This window comes from Photobacterium atrarenae (assembly GCF_024380015.1).
GTDB lineage: Bacteria > Pseudomonadota > Gammaproteobacteria > Enterobacterales > Vibrionaceae > Photobacterium > Photobacterium atrarenae.
Map to the genome: position 1 here is coordinate 1,327,923 of NZ_CP101509.1, position 18,755 is coordinate 1,346,677.

At 52.0% G+C, this 18,755-nt stretch carries 16 protein-coding genes; 8 read left to right on the plus strand and 8 right to left on the minus strand.

The features are described 5' to 3' along the window. Positions 1-3 precede the first annotated feature (3 nt). The gene (locus tag NNL38_RS22015) at positions 4-408 is read right to left on the minus strand and encodes a hypothetical protein (protein WP_255391001.1); all 405 of its coding nucleotides are present in this window, start codon (positions 406-408) and stop codon (positions 4-6) included. Between the two features lie 683 nt (positions 409-1,091). Between NNL38_RS22015 and NNL38_RS22020 the strand changes: the two genes are divergently transcribed. The 3 genes from NNL38_RS22020 to NNL38_RS22030 all read left to right on the plus strand — a co-directional run bounded on the left by NNL38_RS22020 (position 1,092) and on the right by NNL38_RS22030 (position 4,637). After that, positions 1,092-2,618, plus strand: coding sequence for a M28 family metallopeptidase (locus NNL38_RS22020; protein ID WP_255391002.1), 1,527 nt, complete (start codon positions 1,092-1,094; stop codon positions 2,616-2,618). Positions 2,619-2,901: 283 nt separating this feature from the next. After that, entirely contained in the window at positions 2,902-3,516 is a 615-nt protein-coding gene (locus NNL38_RS22025) for a 3'-5' exonuclease (protein ID WP_255391003.1), read from the plus strand. A 302-nt stretch (positions 3,517-3,818) separates the two neighbouring features. Further along, positions 3,819-4,637: a carbohydrate-binding protein gene (locus tag NNL38_RS22030; RefSeq protein WP_255391004.1), complete on the plus strand. Its 819-nt coding sequence runs from the start codon at positions 3,819-3,821 to the stop codon at positions 4,635-4,637. A gap of 205 nt (positions 4,638-4,842) precedes the next feature. Here NNL38_RS22030 and NNL38_RS22035 read toward each other — a convergent pair whose 3' ends face one another. The 4 genes from NNL38_RS22035 to uraH form a co-directional block, all read right to left on the minus strand. After that, the gene (locus tag NNL38_RS22035) at positions 4,843-6,210 is read right to left on the minus strand and encodes an 8-oxoguanine deaminase (protein ID WP_255391005.1); all 1,368 of its coding nucleotides are present in this window, start codon (positions 6,208-6,210) and stop codon (positions 4,843-4,845) included. A 192-nt stretch (positions 6,211-6,402) separates the two neighbouring features. Further along, complete coding sequence (locus NNL38_RS22040; RefSeq protein ID WP_255391006.1) at positions 6,403-7,851, minus strand: nucleobase:cation symporter-2 family protein; 1,449 nt, start codon at positions 7,849-7,851, stop codon at positions 6,403-6,405. Between the two features lie 433 nt (positions 7,852-8,284). Continuing rightward, positions 8,285-9,628, minus strand: a complete 1,344-nt coding sequence (locus NNL38_RS22045) for an NCS2 family permease (protein WP_255391007.1) — start codon at positions 9,626-9,628, stop codon at positions 8,285-8,287. Between the two features lie 176 nt (positions 9,629-9,804). After that, positions 9,805-10,158: a hydroxyisourate hydrolase gene (gene uraH / locus NNL38_RS22050; RefSeq protein WP_255391008.1), complete on the minus strand. Its 354-nt coding sequence runs from the start codon at positions 10,156-10,158 to the stop codon at positions 9,805-9,807. A gap of 351 nt (positions 10,159-10,509) precedes the next feature. Between uraH and puuE the strand changes: the two genes are divergently transcribed. From puuE to NNL38_RS22075, 5 genes are all read left to right on the plus strand, one after another. Next, on the plus strand, positions 10,510-11,445 hold the full coding sequence (gene puuE / locus NNL38_RS22055; protein ID WP_255391009.1) for an allantoinase PuuE: 936 nt from the start codon (positions 10,510-10,512) through the stop codon (positions 11,443-11,445). 32 nt (positions 11,446-11,477) lie between these two features. Then, entirely contained in the window at positions 11,478-11,993 is a 516-nt protein-coding gene (uraD, locus tag NNL38_RS22060) for a 2-oxo-4-hydroxy-4-carboxy-5-ureidoimidazoline decarboxylase (RefSeq protein WP_255391010.1), read from the plus strand. A 167-nt stretch (positions 11,994-12,160) separates the two neighbouring features. Further along, positions 12,161-13,162: an allantoicase gene (alc, locus tag NNL38_RS22065; protein ID WP_255391011.1), complete on the plus strand. Its 1,002-nt coding sequence runs from the start codon at positions 12,161-12,163 to the stop codon at positions 13,160-13,162. Positions 13,163-13,184: 22 nt separating this feature from the next. Further along, on the plus strand, positions 13,185-13,763 hold the full coding sequence (locus NNL38_RS22070) for an ureidoglycolate lyase (protein ID WP_255391012.1): 579 nt from the start codon (positions 13,185-13,187) through the stop codon (positions 13,761-13,763). A gap of 2 nt (positions 13,764-13,765) precedes the next feature. Further along, entirely contained in the window at positions 13,766-15,043 is a 1,278-nt protein-coding gene (locus NNL38_RS22075) for a urate hydroxylase PuuD (protein ID WP_255391013.1), read from the plus strand. 193 nt (positions 15,044-15,236) lie between these two features. Here the strand turns inward: NNL38_RS22075 and NNL38_RS22080 are convergent, their stop codons facing one another. The 3 genes from NNL38_RS22080 to xdhC form a co-directional block, all read right to left on the minus strand. Continuing rightward, positions 15,237-16,181 carry a trypsin-like peptidase domain-containing protein gene (locus NNL38_RS22080; protein WP_255391014.1) on the minus strand — a complete coding sequence of 315 codons (945 nt, stop codon included), beginning with the start codon at positions 16,179-16,181 and terminating at the stop codon, positions 15,237-15,239. 271 nt (positions 16,182-16,452) lie between these two features. Then, complete coding sequence (guaD, locus tag NNL38_RS22085; RefSeq protein ID WP_255391015.1) at positions 16,453-17,787, minus strand: guanine deaminase; 1,335 nt, start codon at positions 17,785-17,787, stop codon at positions 16,453-16,455. A gap of 51 nt (positions 17,788-17,838) precedes the next feature. Beyond that, the gene (xdhC, locus tag NNL38_RS22090; protein WP_255391016.1) at positions 17,839-18,690 is read right to left on the minus strand and encodes a xanthine dehydrogenase accessory protein XdhC; all 852 of its coding nucleotides are present in this window, start codon (positions 18,688-18,690) and stop codon (positions 17,839-17,841) included. Positions 18,691-18,755 lie beyond the last annotated feature (65 nt).

Below are 18,755 nucleotides of genomic sequence, written 5' to 3' on the forward strand. Positions count from 1 at the left end.
TTATTATTCCCACCGGTAACTCATAAAAAAGATATCGTCAACCAGTATGTTTGAACACACGAGTGCATCTCTTAAAGGTTGACTAATAGCAACCGGTCGTTGAAAGTCATCTAGTTCAACACCAATGGATTCAAAAGAGCAAAGATCATTCTTAGTTACCCCCCACTCAGTTTGTTGCTCTACACTAATGGGTTTTCCAACAAGTATCGCAATGGATTTATTGTTCAAACGGCGTATTTGAAGTGAGCCATCAGAATTGACAGCCCAAGAGCAAGGTGTCAACAATGTGGTTTCTTGTTGAGAGCCATTAACACTGAGTGTGCAATCTTTTATTTCTCCGGTAGGTGGGTGCTCGGCGTATACATTAGGAGAGGAGAATAGAGCTAATATTAAAAGAACCTTTATCATTGATTTACTTCCCAAAACCAAACTTCATCGCCGAAGTCCAGCCATTCAGCAGAACCGCCCTTCATTGTCTCGCCATTCCATACATCAATGTGATTTCTCTAAAGCAACTCCCATTCGTATAGCACATTGATTAGGGAAGTGCGCTTTATTACAAGGTTTTTTTGGATATGGATGATTCTTCCATAAATTAGCAAACTGTATGGCGGCCATCATGCGTTCCTTTGGTTCAATTTATGCAGAAGAGACTATTCATGGTGCTATGATTGTGCAACTTTACACGTATGTTGCTGTGACCAGTAATTCAATTTTATGAAATATGTAACACGCGGCATGCCCATCCCTTGAATAGGCTTCGACACACTCAGTGTGCCCCGCAACAGTGATATCATCATCAAGTGCCTATACGTTTCCTGAGACAATGTCATCGAGACCGTCATGCTCCGGCGTAAATGGAGCGTGGGAAGTTACTTTTTTAATATGGCCGATGACCATATTGTCTCTATTAAATATCAGTACACCTGACATCAAGCTTATTTCACGCTGAAATCTATCCATTCTGAGCGCTACTGATGATTTTATGACAACCCTCCGTTACACCTTGATTCAAAAGGATTAGCTTCGCTTTCCAGCCAAATTGACCTACGTTTTGTTGATTTTATAAAAAATCTCCAGGGAGGAGACAGATGAAAAACACAACAACGTTATTGGCTTTTCTCGTGTCAGCGGTTTGCACCCAAGCTTATGCGGAAGACAAAGTCTGGATTTCCATTGGGTCCGATGCCAGCGAGACCGTGAAATCCGTGATGCAATCCAACGCGCGCGCTATATTGCCGGAGTCTTTGGCCAGCAGTGGACCGGTGTGGGTTGGACAGGTGGATTCCAGCCAATTGGCTGAGTTATCGCATCACATGCATGAAGACCATCAGCGCTGCGGCGGTTATATGGTCCACTCATCCGCAGAAAGTGCCATTGCAGCCAGCAACATCCCGCAGTCACTTGCTGCTTTTCCGATCCCGGACATCAGCCAGCAAGACACAGTCAACGCTTGGTTACCTCAGGTCAGTTCACAAGCCATTACCGGGACAATCAGGTCACTGACCAGCTTCATGAACCGTTTTTATACCACCACTTCTGGCGCGCAAGCATCCGACTGGCTGGCCAATGAATGGCGTTCACTGAGCGCTTCTTTGCCCAATGCCAGCGTTCAACAAGTGTCGCACTTTGGGTACAACCAGAAATCCGTCGTCTTGACGATCACGGGTTCAGAAAAACCAGATGAGTGGATCGTCTTGGGGGGCCATCTGGATTCCACCATTGGCTCTCATACCAATGAGCAGAGTGTTGCGCCCGGCGCAGATGACGATGCCTCAGGGATTGCCAGCGTGACTGAAATTATTCGTGTGCTGGCGGAAAACAATTTCCAGCCGAAACGCAGTATTGCCTTTATGGCTTATGCCGCGGAAGAAGTGGGATTACGTGGCTCCCAGGATCTGGCCAACCAATACAAAGCCGAAGGTAAAAAAGTCATTTCAGCCTTACAGCTGGATATGACCAACTACAAAGGATCGGTGGAAGATATTGTCTTTATCACCGATTACACGGACAGCAATCTGACCACCTTCCTGAGTCAACTGGTGGATGAGTATTTGCCAAGCTTAACCTACGGATTTGATACCTGTGGTTATGCCTGCTCAGATCACGCCTCCTGGCATAAAGCGGGTTTCTCGGCAGCCATGCCATTTGAATCCAAATTCAATGACTATAACCCGATGATCCATACGATGAACGACACGCTGGAGAACTCGGATCCCACCGGTTCACATGCGCTGAAGTTCACCAAACTGGGTCTCGCCTACGCTATTGAAATGGCGAGTGCTGTCGGCGACACCCCACCACCAACAGGCAATGTGTTGACTGACGGTGTCCCGGTCAGCGGTTTGTCCGGGACAACGGGCAGCCAGGTTCGTTATAGTTTCGAACTGCCGGCGCAGAAAACACTGAAAATCAGCACCTCCGGCGGGTCGGGTGATGTTGATCTGTATGTCGCACAAGGCTCAGAGGTCAGCAAACAGAACTGGGATTGCCGCCCTTACCGAAATGGCAATAACGAAACCTGTACCTTTACCGGAGCCACACCGGGGACATACTCCATTTTGCTTGATGGCTATCGCCAATTCTCGGGCGTCACCCTTGAGGCGTCGACCCAATAGTTCAAGCTGAGCTTTTAGGTTGGAAGGATAAAATCCCTCAGCTTTAATCTGCATCATACATACCGGAAACCCTTGGTTTCCGGTACTTTTGATCTGAACTGCCTACCGGGGAGGGAAGGGGTTAAGTAGAGAGGGAGTTTGGGGCTTGAAGTTACATTTGGACGAAGCTTTGTTAGAGATCAGTCTTTAACCGAGCTTGGGGGCTCGTCCAGAGTGTCATCGCCTTTCTTTTCCTATCGTTTTCGATGATACTCTTGCACATTATTTTTAGTCGGAAAACTTCATGCCTCAAGCAAATTCCGTGGTCGTACTCGACTTTGAAACCACTGGTCTCTCTCCTAATCTGGGTGACCGCGCAATTGAAATCGGTGCGGTTAAATTAGTCAATGGTGAGGTTGTCGATACTTTTCAGCAACTCATGAATCCTGGCTTTAGAGTGAGCTCATTCATTGAAAGTTATACCGGCATCACCAATAACATGTTACGTACAGCACCAAGCTGCGATGAGGTGATGGCATCGTTTAGCGAGTTTATTGCGGGTGAGAACCTTATCGCGCACAACGCTTCGTTCGATAAACGATTTCTAGACGCAGAGCTTGAGAGAATCAACAGTGGTTATTCAGGAGAGTTCGCTTGCTCCTTACTGGTGGCAAGACGACTGATTCAAGGTGCACCATCACACAAACTTGGTGAGCTTGTTCGCTACAAAAACATCGACAACGACGGTGTTTTTCACCGAGCATTAGCCGATGCACAAATGACAGCCAAACTTTGGCTTCTAATGGTAGAGGACTTAGAGCGATCAGGTATCGTTAAGCCAAGTTTTCAGTTTATGCAAACCGTTAGTAAAACGGCAAAAGGAAAAGTCGGCCTGCTGCTCGCTAGAAGTCGTGCTTAACTCACTCATACTCAAACGCTTCTTCATCAAATATTTGATCTCAGGATCTTCAACGTTTAAGTGAAATTCAAAATATCAGCGACAAAGTTCGCCATCATCATGAATGTCGCTGTATTTCTTTATCACAGAAAAGATGAAATAATTCCAAATTATTATTGGACATAAATGAGTCAGTAACTTTGCTAAATTAGCAAATCATGGATAACTACAGGTATGTCGCTTAGTAGAGTGTCCAGCATCATACATCAAGTTTCCTACTCATCCTCTAAAGAAGGCACTGAAATAGTATTTAAGGATGAAATATGAAGAAACATGTTATTGCAATAGCGGTTAGTTTAAGTATCCCACTGGTAGCACATGCGATGGAGCCATGGAATAAAGATACTGTTTACAATTCGGGTGACCTAGTCACTCACCATGGAGAGTCATTTGTATCTTCTCATTGGACACAAGGAACTGAGCCAGTAGTAAATGATATCTCTTGGGATGGTTGGATTCACATCAATGCAGATACGATTGACAACTATGAGCATGAAACACCTTATGCAGGTGGTTCAGTCGTGAACTTTGAAGGAGATATTTACCTAGCTAAATGGTGGGTTCAAGGAGAATATCCTTCTAAGTCTGGCACTTGGCGTTTACTCGATGATTTAGAACCATCTCCAGACCCAGACCCAGACCCAGACCCAGATTTAGACCCTAAATCCCCTGAGGCAATTGTGGGAGTGGATAAAGATAACAATGGAGTTCGTGATAGTTATGAAGTGGCTGTAACAGAGGCGTATCAAAACCCCCAAATTGTTCAGCTGGCCATTAACCTAGGTCTTGAGTATACCGATATCAATGAAATTGCGCTTGATAAATCCATCCAGTTGTCAGTTGAGGATGCGACTAAAAAGTACAACGAAATTTTGGTTTTGGAAGAGTGTGCTGAGGAGTTGCTGAAAACAGGTGTTATTGAAATGACGCCACTAGAGCTGCATACCGATACCTTGTACAGAGCGTTAACCTACCGAAATGGTAAAGAGCGTATTTTCGAGCAGATGGAGCACGATCTTGATGCGATTTTGACGATTGAGCAACCGTGTGTAGGCAAAATGGCAGAGGAGGCGGTTAAATGAAAAAGCTCGCGACTATTTTTGGTTTGATGCGTATAAGGTTTAACGTAATGAATAGGTGCTAGCACAGAATGGGGCATAAATGAGTTAGAAAACATGCCAATCGCTAAAATGATCCCCAAACATCCTGCTCATCCCCCCAACAAAAACCGCCCTGCAGCAGCGCTGACAGGGCGGAAGCGGATAGGTTCTTTTTGTTAGGTTTTTATCAGCGAATGCTGTCCCTCGCTTTTTGTGCCAGGCGTTTTGCGGCGGCGCGGTGGCGGTGCAGGAGTTGCTCCATATCAACCCCTGAAACAGCCCCGTCGTAGACTCGCCATTTGCCGGCAACCATCACCCGGTCGGCTTGTTGTGCGCCGCAGAGGATCAACGCGGCCAGCGGATCGTGGCTGCCGGAGAACCGGATGTCATCTAAGGTAAACATCGCTAAATCAGCTTGCTTGCCGACGGCAAGGGTGCCGATGTCGGTGCGTCCCATCGCCCGGGCCGAGCCGGATGTTGCCCAGCGTAGGGCATCAAAATGAGTCACGCTGGCAGAGCCGTATTGCAGCCGTTGCAGGTACATGGCCATGCGGACTTCGGCGATCAGGTTGGAGCCGTCGTTGGAGGCGGAGCCATCGACGCCGAGACCGACTTTCACCCCGGCAGCTTCCAGGTCACGGTTTTTGCAGATCCCGGAAGCCAGCATCATGTTGGAGGTCGGACAGTGACAGATCCCGACGCCCGCTTTACCCAGACGTTGGATTTCCTGCTTGTTGAAGTGGATGCCGTGCGCCAGCCAGGTGCGATCGTTGAGCCAGCCGACTTCTTCCAGGTAGTCGACCGGGCGCATGCCGAATTGGTCGAGGCAGAAGTCTTCTTCATCCAGGGTTTCACATAAATGGGTGTGCAGCATTACCTGGTGCTGCTCGCCGAGGTAGGCGGTTTCTTTCATCAGATCCGTGGTGACGGAAAACGGCGAGCACGGCGCCAGCGCGATTTGGGTCATCGCACCGTCATGGGTCTGGTGATAGTCGCGGATCAGCCGGGTACTGTCATCCAGAATGGCCTGCTCGGTCTGAATGGTGTGCCGTGGCGGCAGGCCGCCGTCGTCTTCGCCCAGGCTCATCGAGCCGCGGGTGAAAATAGCACGGACGCCAAGCTTTTGCGCGGTTTCGACCTGCAAGTCAATGGCGTGTTCCAGGCCGTTGGGTAGCAGGTAGTGGTGATCGGATGCCGTGGTACAGCCCGACAGCATCAGCTCAACCAGCGCCAACTCGGTCGCGACCTGCATCATTTCGGCATCAAGATTGGCCCAGACCGGATACAGGCTTTTGAGCCAGTGAAACAGCTCCTTGTTGAGCGCATCCGGATATGCTCGGGTCAGGGTCTGATAGAAGTGGTGGTGGGCATTGACCAGTCCGGGGGTGACGACATGGCGCGAAGCGTCCACCGTATAGTCGACGGGCGTGGCCGGGGTCTGGTTCAGGGCAAGCAGTTCAATAATTTGATCGCCCCGGACCACGATGCCGCCTCGGGCATCATCAGCGGTGCCGGTGTAAACAGCGAGTGGATGTTTAATCCAGATGGTTTCCATTCATGTGATTCCTTAGCCATCTCTGCCTTTGCAGGGGAGAGGGTCTTTCATTGTGATTGACGGTAGTTGAAATCCCTGAACAGGGCCGAAATGGGCCCGAACAGGCGTGAAAAGACCGCCGTGTCTGTTGGCCGCTGGCAGCTTGTGACTGACAACGCGGATCAGCAGCCAAGCAGGCACGGCGGTCTGAGTTTAGTCTTGCTGCATGTTGAGCTGCTGACGTGTCGGTACCTGATCCTGTGCGGCGGTTTGCTTGGCTTCTGTTGTCGTCGCTATGTTCGGATGCTCGTTGTCGTGCTCGGCCAGTTCCAGCTCAACCTGGGCCTGGCTTTCAACCAGCGCTTCGCGCTCTTCCTTGCGGGTCGATTTCGGCAACAGCTGGTTGAGGATCACAGTGACGATGGTGCCTGTGGTGATCCCGGAGTGCAGGAAGTTAGACAGATCATGCGGCAGATGCTGGAGCAGGCGAGGCTCGAATGTCACCGCCAGACCCGATGCCAGACCTACACAAATCACCAGCGCATTGCGCTTGGTATCGGCGGCCTTGATCAGCATCCGGATCCCGGCATAGGCGATCATCCCGAACATCACGAAACCCACCCCGCCGAGAACCGGTTTCGGAATGGTGACGGCAATGGCTGCCAGCTTCGGAAACAGGCCGCCGAGGATCAGCAGGCCACCAGTGGCGGCAACCACGTAACGGCTGGCGACGCCGGTGATCCCGACAATGCCGACATTCTGGCTGAAAGATGCCAGCGGCATGGCCGTCAGCAAAGAAGCCAGGGTGCTGCCCAGTCCGTCGCCCAGCAGGCCGCGCTTGAGATCTTTACCGTCAATGCGGGTCTGGCAGTTATTGGCCAGGGCCATGAAATCCCCGGTCGCTTCGGCAATGACCACGATGTAGACCAGACTCATGCTGACAATTGCGCCGGCAGAGAAGGTGAGGCCGTATTTTAGCGGCTCAGGGCCACCGATCCACGGCGTCGCGGCGATTTGCTCTAAATCGACCATACCCAGCGACAGTGCAACCAGATAGCCGCCTGCCAGACCAATCACAATGGCAGAGGCAGCGACGGCGCCGCGGCAGTACACCGATACCATCACCACAATGCCCAGCGACACCGCAGCGAGGAAGAGTTTCGGCAGAGTCGCGAACTCCTGGCTCACCGCTGGTGCGTCACCGACCCAGTTCATCGCCACAGGCAGGATCGTCAGGCCTATTAAGGTGACGACCACGCCGCTGACCACGGTCGGGAACAGCTTGCGGACTTTGTCCATATAGAAGCTGGCGAGGATCACGAAGAAGGAGCCGACGAGGGCCGCACCCATGATGCTGCCGACGCCGCCGTCTTTACCGATGCTGATGGCAACGCCGAGAAAGCCGAAGCTCGAGCCCATCACCACCGGCAGCCGGATCCCGACCGGGCCGATACCGATACACTGGGCAATCGTCACCACGCCCGAAGCCAGCAGGGCAGCGTTGATCAGGGAGACGACTTCGCCACTGGGCAGGCCAATGGAAGAGCCGACAATTAAGGGGACTGCAACGATCCCACCAATGGAGGCCAGCATGTGTTGCAGTGCAAGGAGAAAGGTTAATCCATAAGGAGGTCGTTCGTTTAAGGTATACAGTAGTTTCATTGACTGTTCCTCTCAGCGCCATGTCCGTTCATGGCTGTTTCTGTTTTAGTTTCACGACCGCTACATCCGGGGCAGGGCCATCCTTGTCCCCCGCGCTGTAATACCAATCGTAGTCAATAATTGATCATCCTAGCTTGTTAAAACGCTCGATAACTGCGTTAGAATTTTTGATTGTAGAATAACTACTTATCGAAAAATTCCGCCTTGTTCTCAAGCATTTTTCCTGCGCTATTTCTGCTCACTTACTGACTGTGATTGGTATAGGATGCTGACCTGGGCAGCGCGGGCTGTTTATTTCCAGCTGAATCACAGGTACACGGATCCGACAGAGCTGACCGTCACGGTCCTCTGGATCAGGCGGGCACCTTTTACTATTTGTTGATTGCTTGTGTCGCGGATGCGGCGGCGGTTGTCCTGCCGCCGCATCAAATGCCTAGCCGATGTAGATCAGTTTGGCGATAAAGAGTGCCGTCAGGGCATACATCGAGATGGAGACATCCCGTTGATGGCCGGTGGTGACTTTGAGCACCGTGTAGGTGATGAAGCCCAGGGCGATCCCGTTGGCGATGGAAAACGTCAGTGGCATCATCAGCGCCGTGATGGCAGCTGGTGCCGAATCGGTGAAAGATTTCCAGTTCACATGCTGCATGCTGCTCATCATCACGAATGCGACGTAGATCAGCGCGCCCGAGGTGGCGTAAGCCGGGATCATCCCCGCCAGTGGCGAGAGGAAAATAGCCGCGACGAACAAGGCACCGACGACCAGCGCCGACAGACCCGTTCGGGCACCGGCAGAAACCCCGGCCGCACTTTCGACGTAACTGGTGACCGGCGGACAGCCGACACAGGCACCCGCGACACTGGCGACACTGTCGGCTTTGAGCGCTTTGCTCAGGCCTTCAATTTTGCCGGTGTCGTGGTTGATCAGGTGGGCCCGCTCGGCGACGCCCATCAGGGTACCTGCGGTGTCGAACATGTTGACGAACAGGAAAGCCAGGATCACGCTGACCATCGAGATCTGAAACGCGCCGCTGATGTCCATCGCCAGGAAGGTCGGGGCGAGGCTAGGCGGGGCAGAGAACACGCCGTTGTAGGTCACCAGCCCGAGCATCATGCCGATCAGGGTTACGCTCAGAATGCCGATGAGGACGGCACCAAATACCTTGCGTTCACTCAGGACGGCGATGATCAGAAAGCCGATCGCTGCCAGCAGGGCTTCGGGCTTGGTAAAGTCACCCAGCGAGACCAGGGTGGCCGGGTTATCGACGACAATACCGGCGGTTTTCAGGCCGATCAGCCCGAGGAACAAACCGACCCCGGCCGTCATCGCAAAGCGGAGACTGGGCGGAATACTGTCGATGATCCACTCCCGGACCTTGTAGAAACTCATCCCGACAAACAGCAGGCCGGAGAGAAACACCGCCCCCAGGGCGACTTCCCAGCTGTAGCCCATCTCACTGACGACGGTGAACGAGAAAAAGGCGTTCAGCCCCATCCCCGGTGCCAGACCGACCGGCCAGTTAGCAAACAGTCCCATCAGCAGGCAGCCGATTGCGGCACCGATACAGGTGGCGACAAAGACCGCGCCTTTATCCATCCCTGAAGCGGCCATAATATTTGGATTGACGAAAATGATGTAGGCCATGGTGGCAAAAGTGGTAATACCGCCAATCATTTCATTTTTCACACTGGAGCCGTGCGCCTTTAACTGGAAAAAGCGCTCCAGGATCCCCTCAGATCCTGAGTTATTGAGTACTTCCGTTTTGCTCTCACTCATGTTCAGCGAACCTTTTGTCTATTTATGTCAGCAAATTGAATACAGCCAAATTCCAATTCTCCATCTGCTGTTTGTTGTGTTGTGTTTGCATGTTGTTTGAAGGCCGTCTGCTGAAGTGGTCGTCGGTGCGTTTTCAGCAGGCGCTTCACTGTTTCGCTTCGCGTCTTCTCGGCGTTTTAGCTGCCGCGATAGGTCGAGAAACTGTAGGGGGAGACCAGCAGCGGTACGTGGTAGTGGGCTTGCTCGTCATTGAGGCCAAAGCGGATCACCACGTCATCAAGGAACGGGACTTCATCAAGGGTGACACCTTGCTGGCGGAAGTAATCCGCGACGTAAAACACCAGTTGGTATTTTCCGGCCTGGAACGCTGCGTCTTCCAGGATCGGCTGGTCGGTTCGGCCATCGCTGTTGGTGGTGACTGTTTGAATGTGTTCATAGTGCTCACCCTGCTGGCGGAACAGTTCCACTTTAATTTCCGCGCCGGGAAGGCCACTCATTGTATCCAATACATGTGTTGTTAATTTGCCCATAAGTTTTAAACGCAGTGCGTTCTCCTTGTGTAACTCTTGTCTTTTTGTATACAAGTGTCAGTGACTACGGCTTAGTTGAATCGGTCATCTGTACACAATGTACTGGTAAGTAAAGCACACTGTTACCATTATGTTAATAATAAATTCGTGGAATTTATCGGTGTGTGCGCGGGTTCAAACTCAGCTATTGTCCTGAAAAGCCTGTAACGTGCTGAATTCACGGTGTCTGTTGCTGAACTGTTTTGTTGAAACAAAATCTTTACAATGTTTAAGTTTGTTGTATACAATGTTTAATACAAAGTGATTGGTCATGTATACAAAAGCACATGGCCGAGCGTAAGGAGAACTTGGATGGATAAGGAATATTCAAGAGATCTGATTGGGTACGGGGCCAATCCGCCTGATCCGAAATGGCCGAATCGCGCCAGAGTCGCGGTGTCATTTGTCTTGAATTACGAAGAGGGCGGCGAGCGCTGTCTGCTTCATGGTGACGAGGAATCGGAAGCATTCCTGTCAGAAATCCCGGCCGCGCAACCGATAAAAGGTGAGCGACATATCAGTATGGAGTCCATTTATGAATATGGCAGTCGTGCTGGCGTGTGGCGGGTGTTACGATTGTTTGAGGAATATAACATTCCGTTAACAGTGTTCGCGGTGGCGATGGCGATAGAGCGTCATCCGGATGTCGCCCGGGCTATGGTCGAAGCCGGTCATGAAATCTGCAGTCACGGCTATCGCTGGATTGATTACCAGTATATGGATGAGACGCAAGAGCGGGATCATATGTTCAAGGCGATCGACATCATCCGCGATATCACCGGTGAGCGCCCGTATGGCTGGTACACCGGCCGGACGGGGCCGAATACCCGGCGCATCATCGCCGAAGAAGGCGGGTTCATGTATGACTCCGACGCCTATGATGATGATCTGCCGTACTGGCACACCGAAGCCGGCAAGCCGCAGCTGGTGATCCCGTACACCCTGGATGTCAATGACATGCGCTTTGCGACTGTGCAGGGATTCAACTCCGGTGAGCAGTTTTATCAGTATCTGAAAGATACCTTCGACACTTTGTATGCCGAAGGGGCGACCGCACCGAAAATGATGTCGGTCGGGCTGCACTGCCGTTTGATTGGCCGTCCGGGCCGGATCGCCTCGCTGCGCCGCTTCCTCGATTATGTGAAGCGTCATGATGATGTCTGGCTGTGTCGCCGCATTGATATTGCGCGCCACTGGCATGAACATCACCCCTACCGGGGCAAACCGAATCAAGGAACCGGTGCCTGACACCGGCTCACCCAAGGAAGGAGAACCACTTTATGACCGCATTCCGATTTTGTAAGCCTTCTGAAATGAGCCGGGCGAACTTTCTCGAGGCTTTCGGCGATATTTATGAGCACAGCCCATGGGTGGCCGAAACCGTCTTTGAGCAGGGCATTGGGCCGCAAGACGATCAGATTGAAAACCTGCATCAGAGAATGGCCGCTGCGCTTGAAGGGGCTGATTTTCAGGCCCAGCTCGATCTGATTAATGCGCACCCGGATTTAGCCGGACGCGCAGCGATTAACGGCGAGCTGACGGAGGCTTCGACCAAAGAGCAGTCGGGCGCGGGGATTGATCAGTGTACCCCGGAAGAGTTCGACAAATTCACCACCTACAACGATCGTTACAAAGCCAAGTTCAATTTCCCGTTCATCATGGCGGTGAAAGGCGCGAACCGGCATCAGATCCTCGCGGCGTTCGAAACGCGGCTCAATAACGACCGCGACACCGAATTTGAAACCGCGATCAACGAAATCAACAAAATCGCATTTTTACGTCTCTGGGATCTGTAAGTCTCTTGAATCTGTAAGCCTTGCCTTTGGGCAGAAGACGCAAGCTGACGACGATTCCGGAACCCTGACTGGCACTGTACGGGCCGAACGCCTGGTGGTTGCAGGGGAGCCAGACTTTCTCTGAGTTCTTTATTGATTAACTAATTAATTGGAAGGGATAACAAAACATGTCCTTAGATTTCTCGCAATACGTCAATCTGGCTGATGAAAAACTGGGCGCAGAAGCGCTGTATGCAACCGATGATTTCTTCGCGGATAAAAGCCGTCTGCTACGCCGCGAAGCGCCGGAGTGGAAAGAAGGCGTATTTGATGACAACGGCAAATGGATGGACGGCTGGGAAACCCGCCGCAAACGCAGCGAAGGCTATGATTACTGTGTGGTCAAGCTGGCGATGTCGGGCGTGATTGCCGGGGTAGATATTGATACCTCGTTCTTTACCGGCAACTTCCCGCCGTCGGCGTCGCTCGATGCCTGCTACAGCCCGGATGGCACGCCGGATGACAACACCGAGTGGGAAGAAATCCTGCCGTCACTGAGCCTGCAGGGTAACCAGCATCACCTGCAGGCGATCAGCAGTGAGAAAACCTACACCCACATTCGCCTGAACATTTATCCGGATGGTGGCGTAGCGCGTCTGCGTGTCTATGGTCAACCGGCGGTGGACTGGGATCGTATCGATTCGCAGCAACAAATTGATCTGGTAGCGGTTGAGAATGGCGGCCGTGCCGTGGCCTGTAGTGATGAGCACTACGGCAGTACCTCGAACATCTTGGGTCCGGGCCGTGGCGAAAACATGGGTGACGGCTGGGAAACCGCGCGTCGTCGTACCCCGGGCAATGACTGGGTGCTGGTGGCACTGGGCCATGCCGGCAAGATCGACCGCATTGTCGTCGATACCGCCCACTTTAAAGGCAACTACCCGGACAGCTGCTCGATTCAGGCGGCCTACGTCAAAGGCGGGACCGATGATCAGGTTGCGACCCAGAGCCTGTTCTGGAGAGAGCTGCTGCCTTCGCAAAAACTGAGCGCCCATGAAATTCATGAGTTCGCCAGCGAGATCAACGATCTGGGACCGGTGACGCACGTTCGTCTGAACATCTTCCCGGATGGCGGGATCAGCCGTTTACGCCTCTTTGGTACCAAAGAAAGCGGAACGAAAGCTGATTAAACCCAACCAGGAGAAATGAAGAATGAGTAATGGATTACGCCGGTTAACCATCACGCCACTGACCCAGGAAGCGTTTGCGCCTTTTGGTGATGTCATTGAAGTGGAAAACCGTGACTACTTCATGATTAACAACGGCTCAACCCGCCGTTATCACCAGCTGGCCGAAACCGATGTGGCGGAGCAGGGTGGTCGGGCAATCATCAGTATTTTTCAGGCCACACCGCTGGTGTATCCCCTGACAGTCTCGATGCTTGAACGCCATCCGCTGGGTTCGCAGGCGTTTGTGCCATTACTCGGGCAACCTTACTTAATTGTGGTTGCCCCCAAAGGGGACGACCCGCAGCTTTCTCAATGTCGCGCGTTTTACAGCAATGGGCGCCAGGGGGTGAACTACCACAAAGGTGTGTGGCATCACCCGGTCCTGGCGCTGACCGACCAGGACCAGTTCCTGATTGTTGATCGCGCTGGCGAAGGGAATAACTGCGACGAAGTCTATTTTAATCAAGAGCTGGTATCACTGCATTTAGAGGACATACCGCATTGCGACATCACCATTAAACAGCATCAAGCAAACACGGCTCAGTTGCTGTCAAGGAGTTAAAAATGGATCCACATATCACGGAATGGTTGAATTTGGCAGTACGCTGGATTCATATGATTGTTGGGATTGCCTGGATTGGCGCATCCTTCTACTTCGTATGGCTGGAAAATAACCTCAACCGGGTGAATCCGAAAACCGGCCTTTCCGGAGACTTATGGGCTATCCATGGTGGCGGGATCTACCACCTGGAAAAATATAAACTGGCGCCGCCGAAGATGCCGGAAAACCTCCACTGGTTTAAGTGGGAAGCGTACTTCACCTGGATTTCAGGGATCTGCCTGCTGTTCATCGTCTACTACCTGAACGCCAAGATTTACCTGATTGCGCCGGGTGCGGATATGGAGCCATCAACAGCCATTGCCATCGGTATTGGTGCCTTGGTTGCGGGCTGGCTGATTTACGACTTTTTGTGTGATTCCTCGCTGGGTAAACAGCCAGCACTGCTCGGACTAGTCTTATTTCTTGGCTTAGTGGGTGCTGCCTACGGCTTGTCGCAGGTGTTCAGTGGCCGGGGTGCGTATATCCATGTCGGGGCGATTATCGGCACCATCATGGTGGGGAACGTGTTCCGCGTCATTATGCCGGCACAGCGCGGGCTGGTGAAAGCGATTGAAGAGAACCGCGAACCGGATCCGGAGCTGCCGGCCAAAGGGCTGCTGCGCTCACGCCATAATAACTACCTGACGCTGCCGGTGCTGTTTATCATGATCAGCAACCACTTCCCGAGCACTTATGGTTCGGAATACAACTGGCTGATCCTCGCGGGCCTGGCGGTATTCAGTGTCCTGGTCCGCCATTACTTCAACACCCGTCATGACGGCCAGAAGTATGCCTGGACGGTGCCGGTCGCTGCTCTGGGGATGATTGCTCTGGCCTTTGTGACCTCACCTTATGCAAACCAGCCGAGTACGCCGGTGACCGCGACTGCACCTGCAAGCCAGGCACCTGCCAGCCATGCGGCAGAAAGTACGGCGCCAGCGGGTGAGCACGGCTCAGCGACACAGCCCGCGGCGGCTGGGATCAGCTTTGCCAAGGTGCACGAAGTGATTCAAAACCGCTGTACCGAATGTCACTCGGCCACGCCGACCAATGCGGCATTTCGTACAGCACCTGCCGGGGTGATCCTGGATACGCCGGAGGAGATCCAAACCAACGCGCCGCGCATTGTTGCGCAGGCTGTGCAAACCAAGGTGATGCCTTTAGGGAACCTGACTCAGATGACGGACGAAGAGCGTGCACTCGTCGGCAAATGGGTCCAGCAAGGCGCGTTATTGCAATAGTTCCCGCCTAGTGTCCACTTAGATTGTCATCGCAATCTTCTTAACCGCCTGTTGTGGTGTTGCCCCGGTCTGAGTCCGGGGCTTTTTTGTTTTGGTGTAGTGAATGCGCTAGTTCGGTTTAGGGGGAATACAGTTTTTAAACTAACCAGCGCGCGGTGATTTTTTTGGTTATCGAATATTCCTTGGAGGAGGATTATGCTTTATTTAAACAAACCAAAGGAACTGAAAAGTTTCTGCTTTTTTCTGCTATGGATGAAATTGATACTTGTTTTGTGCTGTTATTTACATGGTAAGGGATTTTTTGTTCGCTTAAGAAAATGCTTAGGATAGAGGCTTTGATTGACTCTTGGTTCGTTCTCGATACAAGTCCAATAACATCACCACTTTCAGAAATAACAGGTCCACCAACATTCCCTCTGTTAATCTCGTTGGTAATATACATAAATCTGACATCATTAAAGCGGCCGGATGCCCGACTAATGATACCATCTGTGATTTTACCTTGATAAGAAGGGATGTTGGAGTTGACCATATCTGACAGGTCGTACCCGTAAGTATAAGTTCGCTCACCTTGAAGAGTTCTCATCTTGGAACTAAGTGTTGCATACGAATCATTTTTAATCGATGACTTAATAATAGAGATATTATTCATCTTATCTGCTCGAATGACGGTTGTCTCATGAATCTTCCCATCTCGTTCAAAGCTGATTTTAGTGCAATTTTCAACCACGTCGCTGGTTGTAATTAAATGCCGATTATTAACAAAGAATGCAGTCGCACTAAAATCTAAGTCGGGTATGTACGTAACCCCGTTTGAAACAATGTTATAATTGTTCACAGTACTGTAGTTCTTGACTTGTGGTTCGTTTTTGATAAATGAAAGGCCATTTACTTCCGTCACATTACAATTTTTCCCACCAGTTTTTTTACATGTATCCAAGGCTAAAGTCATTGCTTCTTCTTTGGTTGATGCCCCCCAAGAAGAACCTGCAACTCCATTCGTACCGATCGCATACGCTTTATTGTCTGGTTTGTTTTTGTATTGATTATATAAATCATTTGCTGTTACTGCTGCTTGGGCAAAGCCAGAAAAGCATATTGTGGTAATGAGTGCTGCTTTAAGATAGTTATTTGACATTCGTACTTCCACCGCTAAAAGAATCACTTCGTACATTGAAAAAATGATGTTAAACGACTGGCTTGACTTCCTGAACTTCAGTTGTTGCCAGTTCATATACGTGAACTGATTATTGCACACAAAAGCCGATAGATCTGTGCAGTAGTGCATTGAAAAGTAGCTACAATGCCTTGGTGTTGGGGGAAAGTTGCTACGGAGTGGCAATCGGGTGGCGCTTCGCTGCGAAGGAGACGTCAACACAGACGAAGCGCCGAGGGAAAATCAGGATGGGTTAGCTGGCGATTTTTCGGGATTGATCCGCGTTGGCAGAATAGGCCAGATCGCCGTAGATATAGGTTTGGTGGACGGCCTGGTCGCTGCCGAGGCTCATCAGCACGAACAGTTTCTCTTCCAGCGTGCGCGCCTGCTGCATTCTGAATCTCATCAGTTGCGTGGCATGAAGATCCAGCACCACGAAGTCGGCTTCTTTGCCCACTTCCAGGTTGCCGATTTTATCGTCCAGGTGCAGGGCATGGGCGCCGCCGAGGGTCGCCAGGTAGAGCGATTTGAACGGATGCAGTTTCTTCTGCTGTAGTTGCATGATTTTGTAAGCTTCACTCATGGTCTGCAGCAGCGAGAAGCTGGTGCCGGCGCCGACATCGGTGCCCATGCCGACTTTGATCTTAAACGCTTCCATCTTCGGCAGGTTAAACAAGCCGGAGCCGAGGAAGAGGTTTGAAGTCGGGCAGAAGGCGATGGCCGAGTCGGTTTCCGCCAGGCGCTGACATTCACAGTCGGATAAGTGGATCCCGTGGGCAAACACGGCGCGTTCATGCAGCAGGCCATAGTGGTCGTACACATCCAGATAACTTTCCCGCTCCGGGAACAGCTCCAGTACCCATTCGATCTCTTTCTTGTTCTCGGACAGATGGGTGTGCAGGTACACATCCGGGTATTCTTTCAGCAGCTTGCCGACCATGGCCAACTGCTCATCAGTGCTGGTGGGCGCAAAGCGTGGCGTCACCGCATAGAGCAAGCGGCTGCGTTTGTGCCATTTGTCGATTAGCGCTTTCGAGTCGGCATAGCCGGACTCCGGCGTGTCGGTCAGATAATCCGGCGCGTTGCGATCCATCAGTACCTTGCCGGCGATCATGCGTAGGTTGCGTTTTTCCGCTTCCTCAAAAAAGACATCGACTGAGGATTTATGGACCGTACCGAACACCAGCGCTGTGGTGGTGCCGTTGCGTGCCAGCTCATCGAAAAACAGACGGGCGACTTTCAGCGCGTACATCGGATTCTTAAAGCGCTCTTCTTCCGGAAAGGTATAGTTTTCCAGCCAGTCGAGCAGCTGCTCGCCGTAGGAGGCAATCATCCCGGTTTGCGGGTAGTGAATGTGGGTGTCGATAAACCCGGCCGTGATCAGCTTGTCCTGAAATGCCGTGATCTCCAGGTTGTCTTTCTGGCGGGCCAGCACCGCTTCGGCTTCCCCGATATCGACGATGTGGCCGTTCTCGACCACCAGGATGCCGTCTTCAAAATACTGGTAGGAGTCTTCCTGACCCACAACGGCGGGATCGGCGAGACTGTGTAAAATACTGGCCCGGTAGGCCTGACGCTGGGTACTCATATTACTTCTTCCTTGCAATTGCTGGCCTTGAGCGGTTGAACGTACTGACGTTTAGGCGATTTTTGCTTCCTGCGGGTGGCCGGTCTCTGGCCCCGTTTCATTGTCCGATTGCGGGCGCTTTTCTTCAAGCGGTTGTCCCTGATAGTGGGCGATCAGTTCCCCGGCGACGGAGACCGCAATCTCTGCCGGGTGTTTGCCGTTCACCATGCTGATCCCAATCGGGCAGATCATGGAATGAATTTGTGACTCACTGTAGCCCCGCTGGGCTAATCGCATATCGAACTTTTTCCGTTTGGTCAGCGAGCCAATCAGCCCGAAATAGCGGCTGTCGGCACGATCAATAATTGCTCTGGCTAAATCAAAGTCTAGTTGGTGATTGTGCGTCATCACCAGGTAGTAACTGTTGGGCGGCTGTTGCGACACGTCACCGACGGGATCGTCCGAAACTACTTTTCTCACGCCTTGCGGCAGGGTGTCCGGAAACTCTTCGGCACGGGAATCAATCCAGGTGATGCGAAATGGCAGGCTCGCCAGGATCGGCACTAGGGCTTTGGCCACGTGTCCGGCCCCGAACAGCACCAGGCGTTTTTCCTGAGTGCCGATGGGTTCAAAGCTGAGCGTCGCCATGCCGCCGCAGCACTGTCCGAGCCGCGCCCCGAGATTGAAGCGCTCAATCTTCAGCGAGGCGGCATCAGCCAGCAGCATTTCACGGGCCTGCTGGGTGGCGACATGCTCTAAGTGGCCGCCACCGATGGTGGCGATGATCCGATCGCGCGTCACCAGCATTTTGGTCCCGGCATCGCGGGGCACGGAGCCCCGATCTTCCAGTACCGTGACGATGACGCAGGGCTCACAGTTCGCCTCACACTTTGCCAGTTCGTGAATCCAGTTATCCTTAAACATGGTGATCCCCTTTTTGTTCTATCGGCTGCGGTGGTTGGCCGCAGCCTTAGTGTTACGTTCGCATT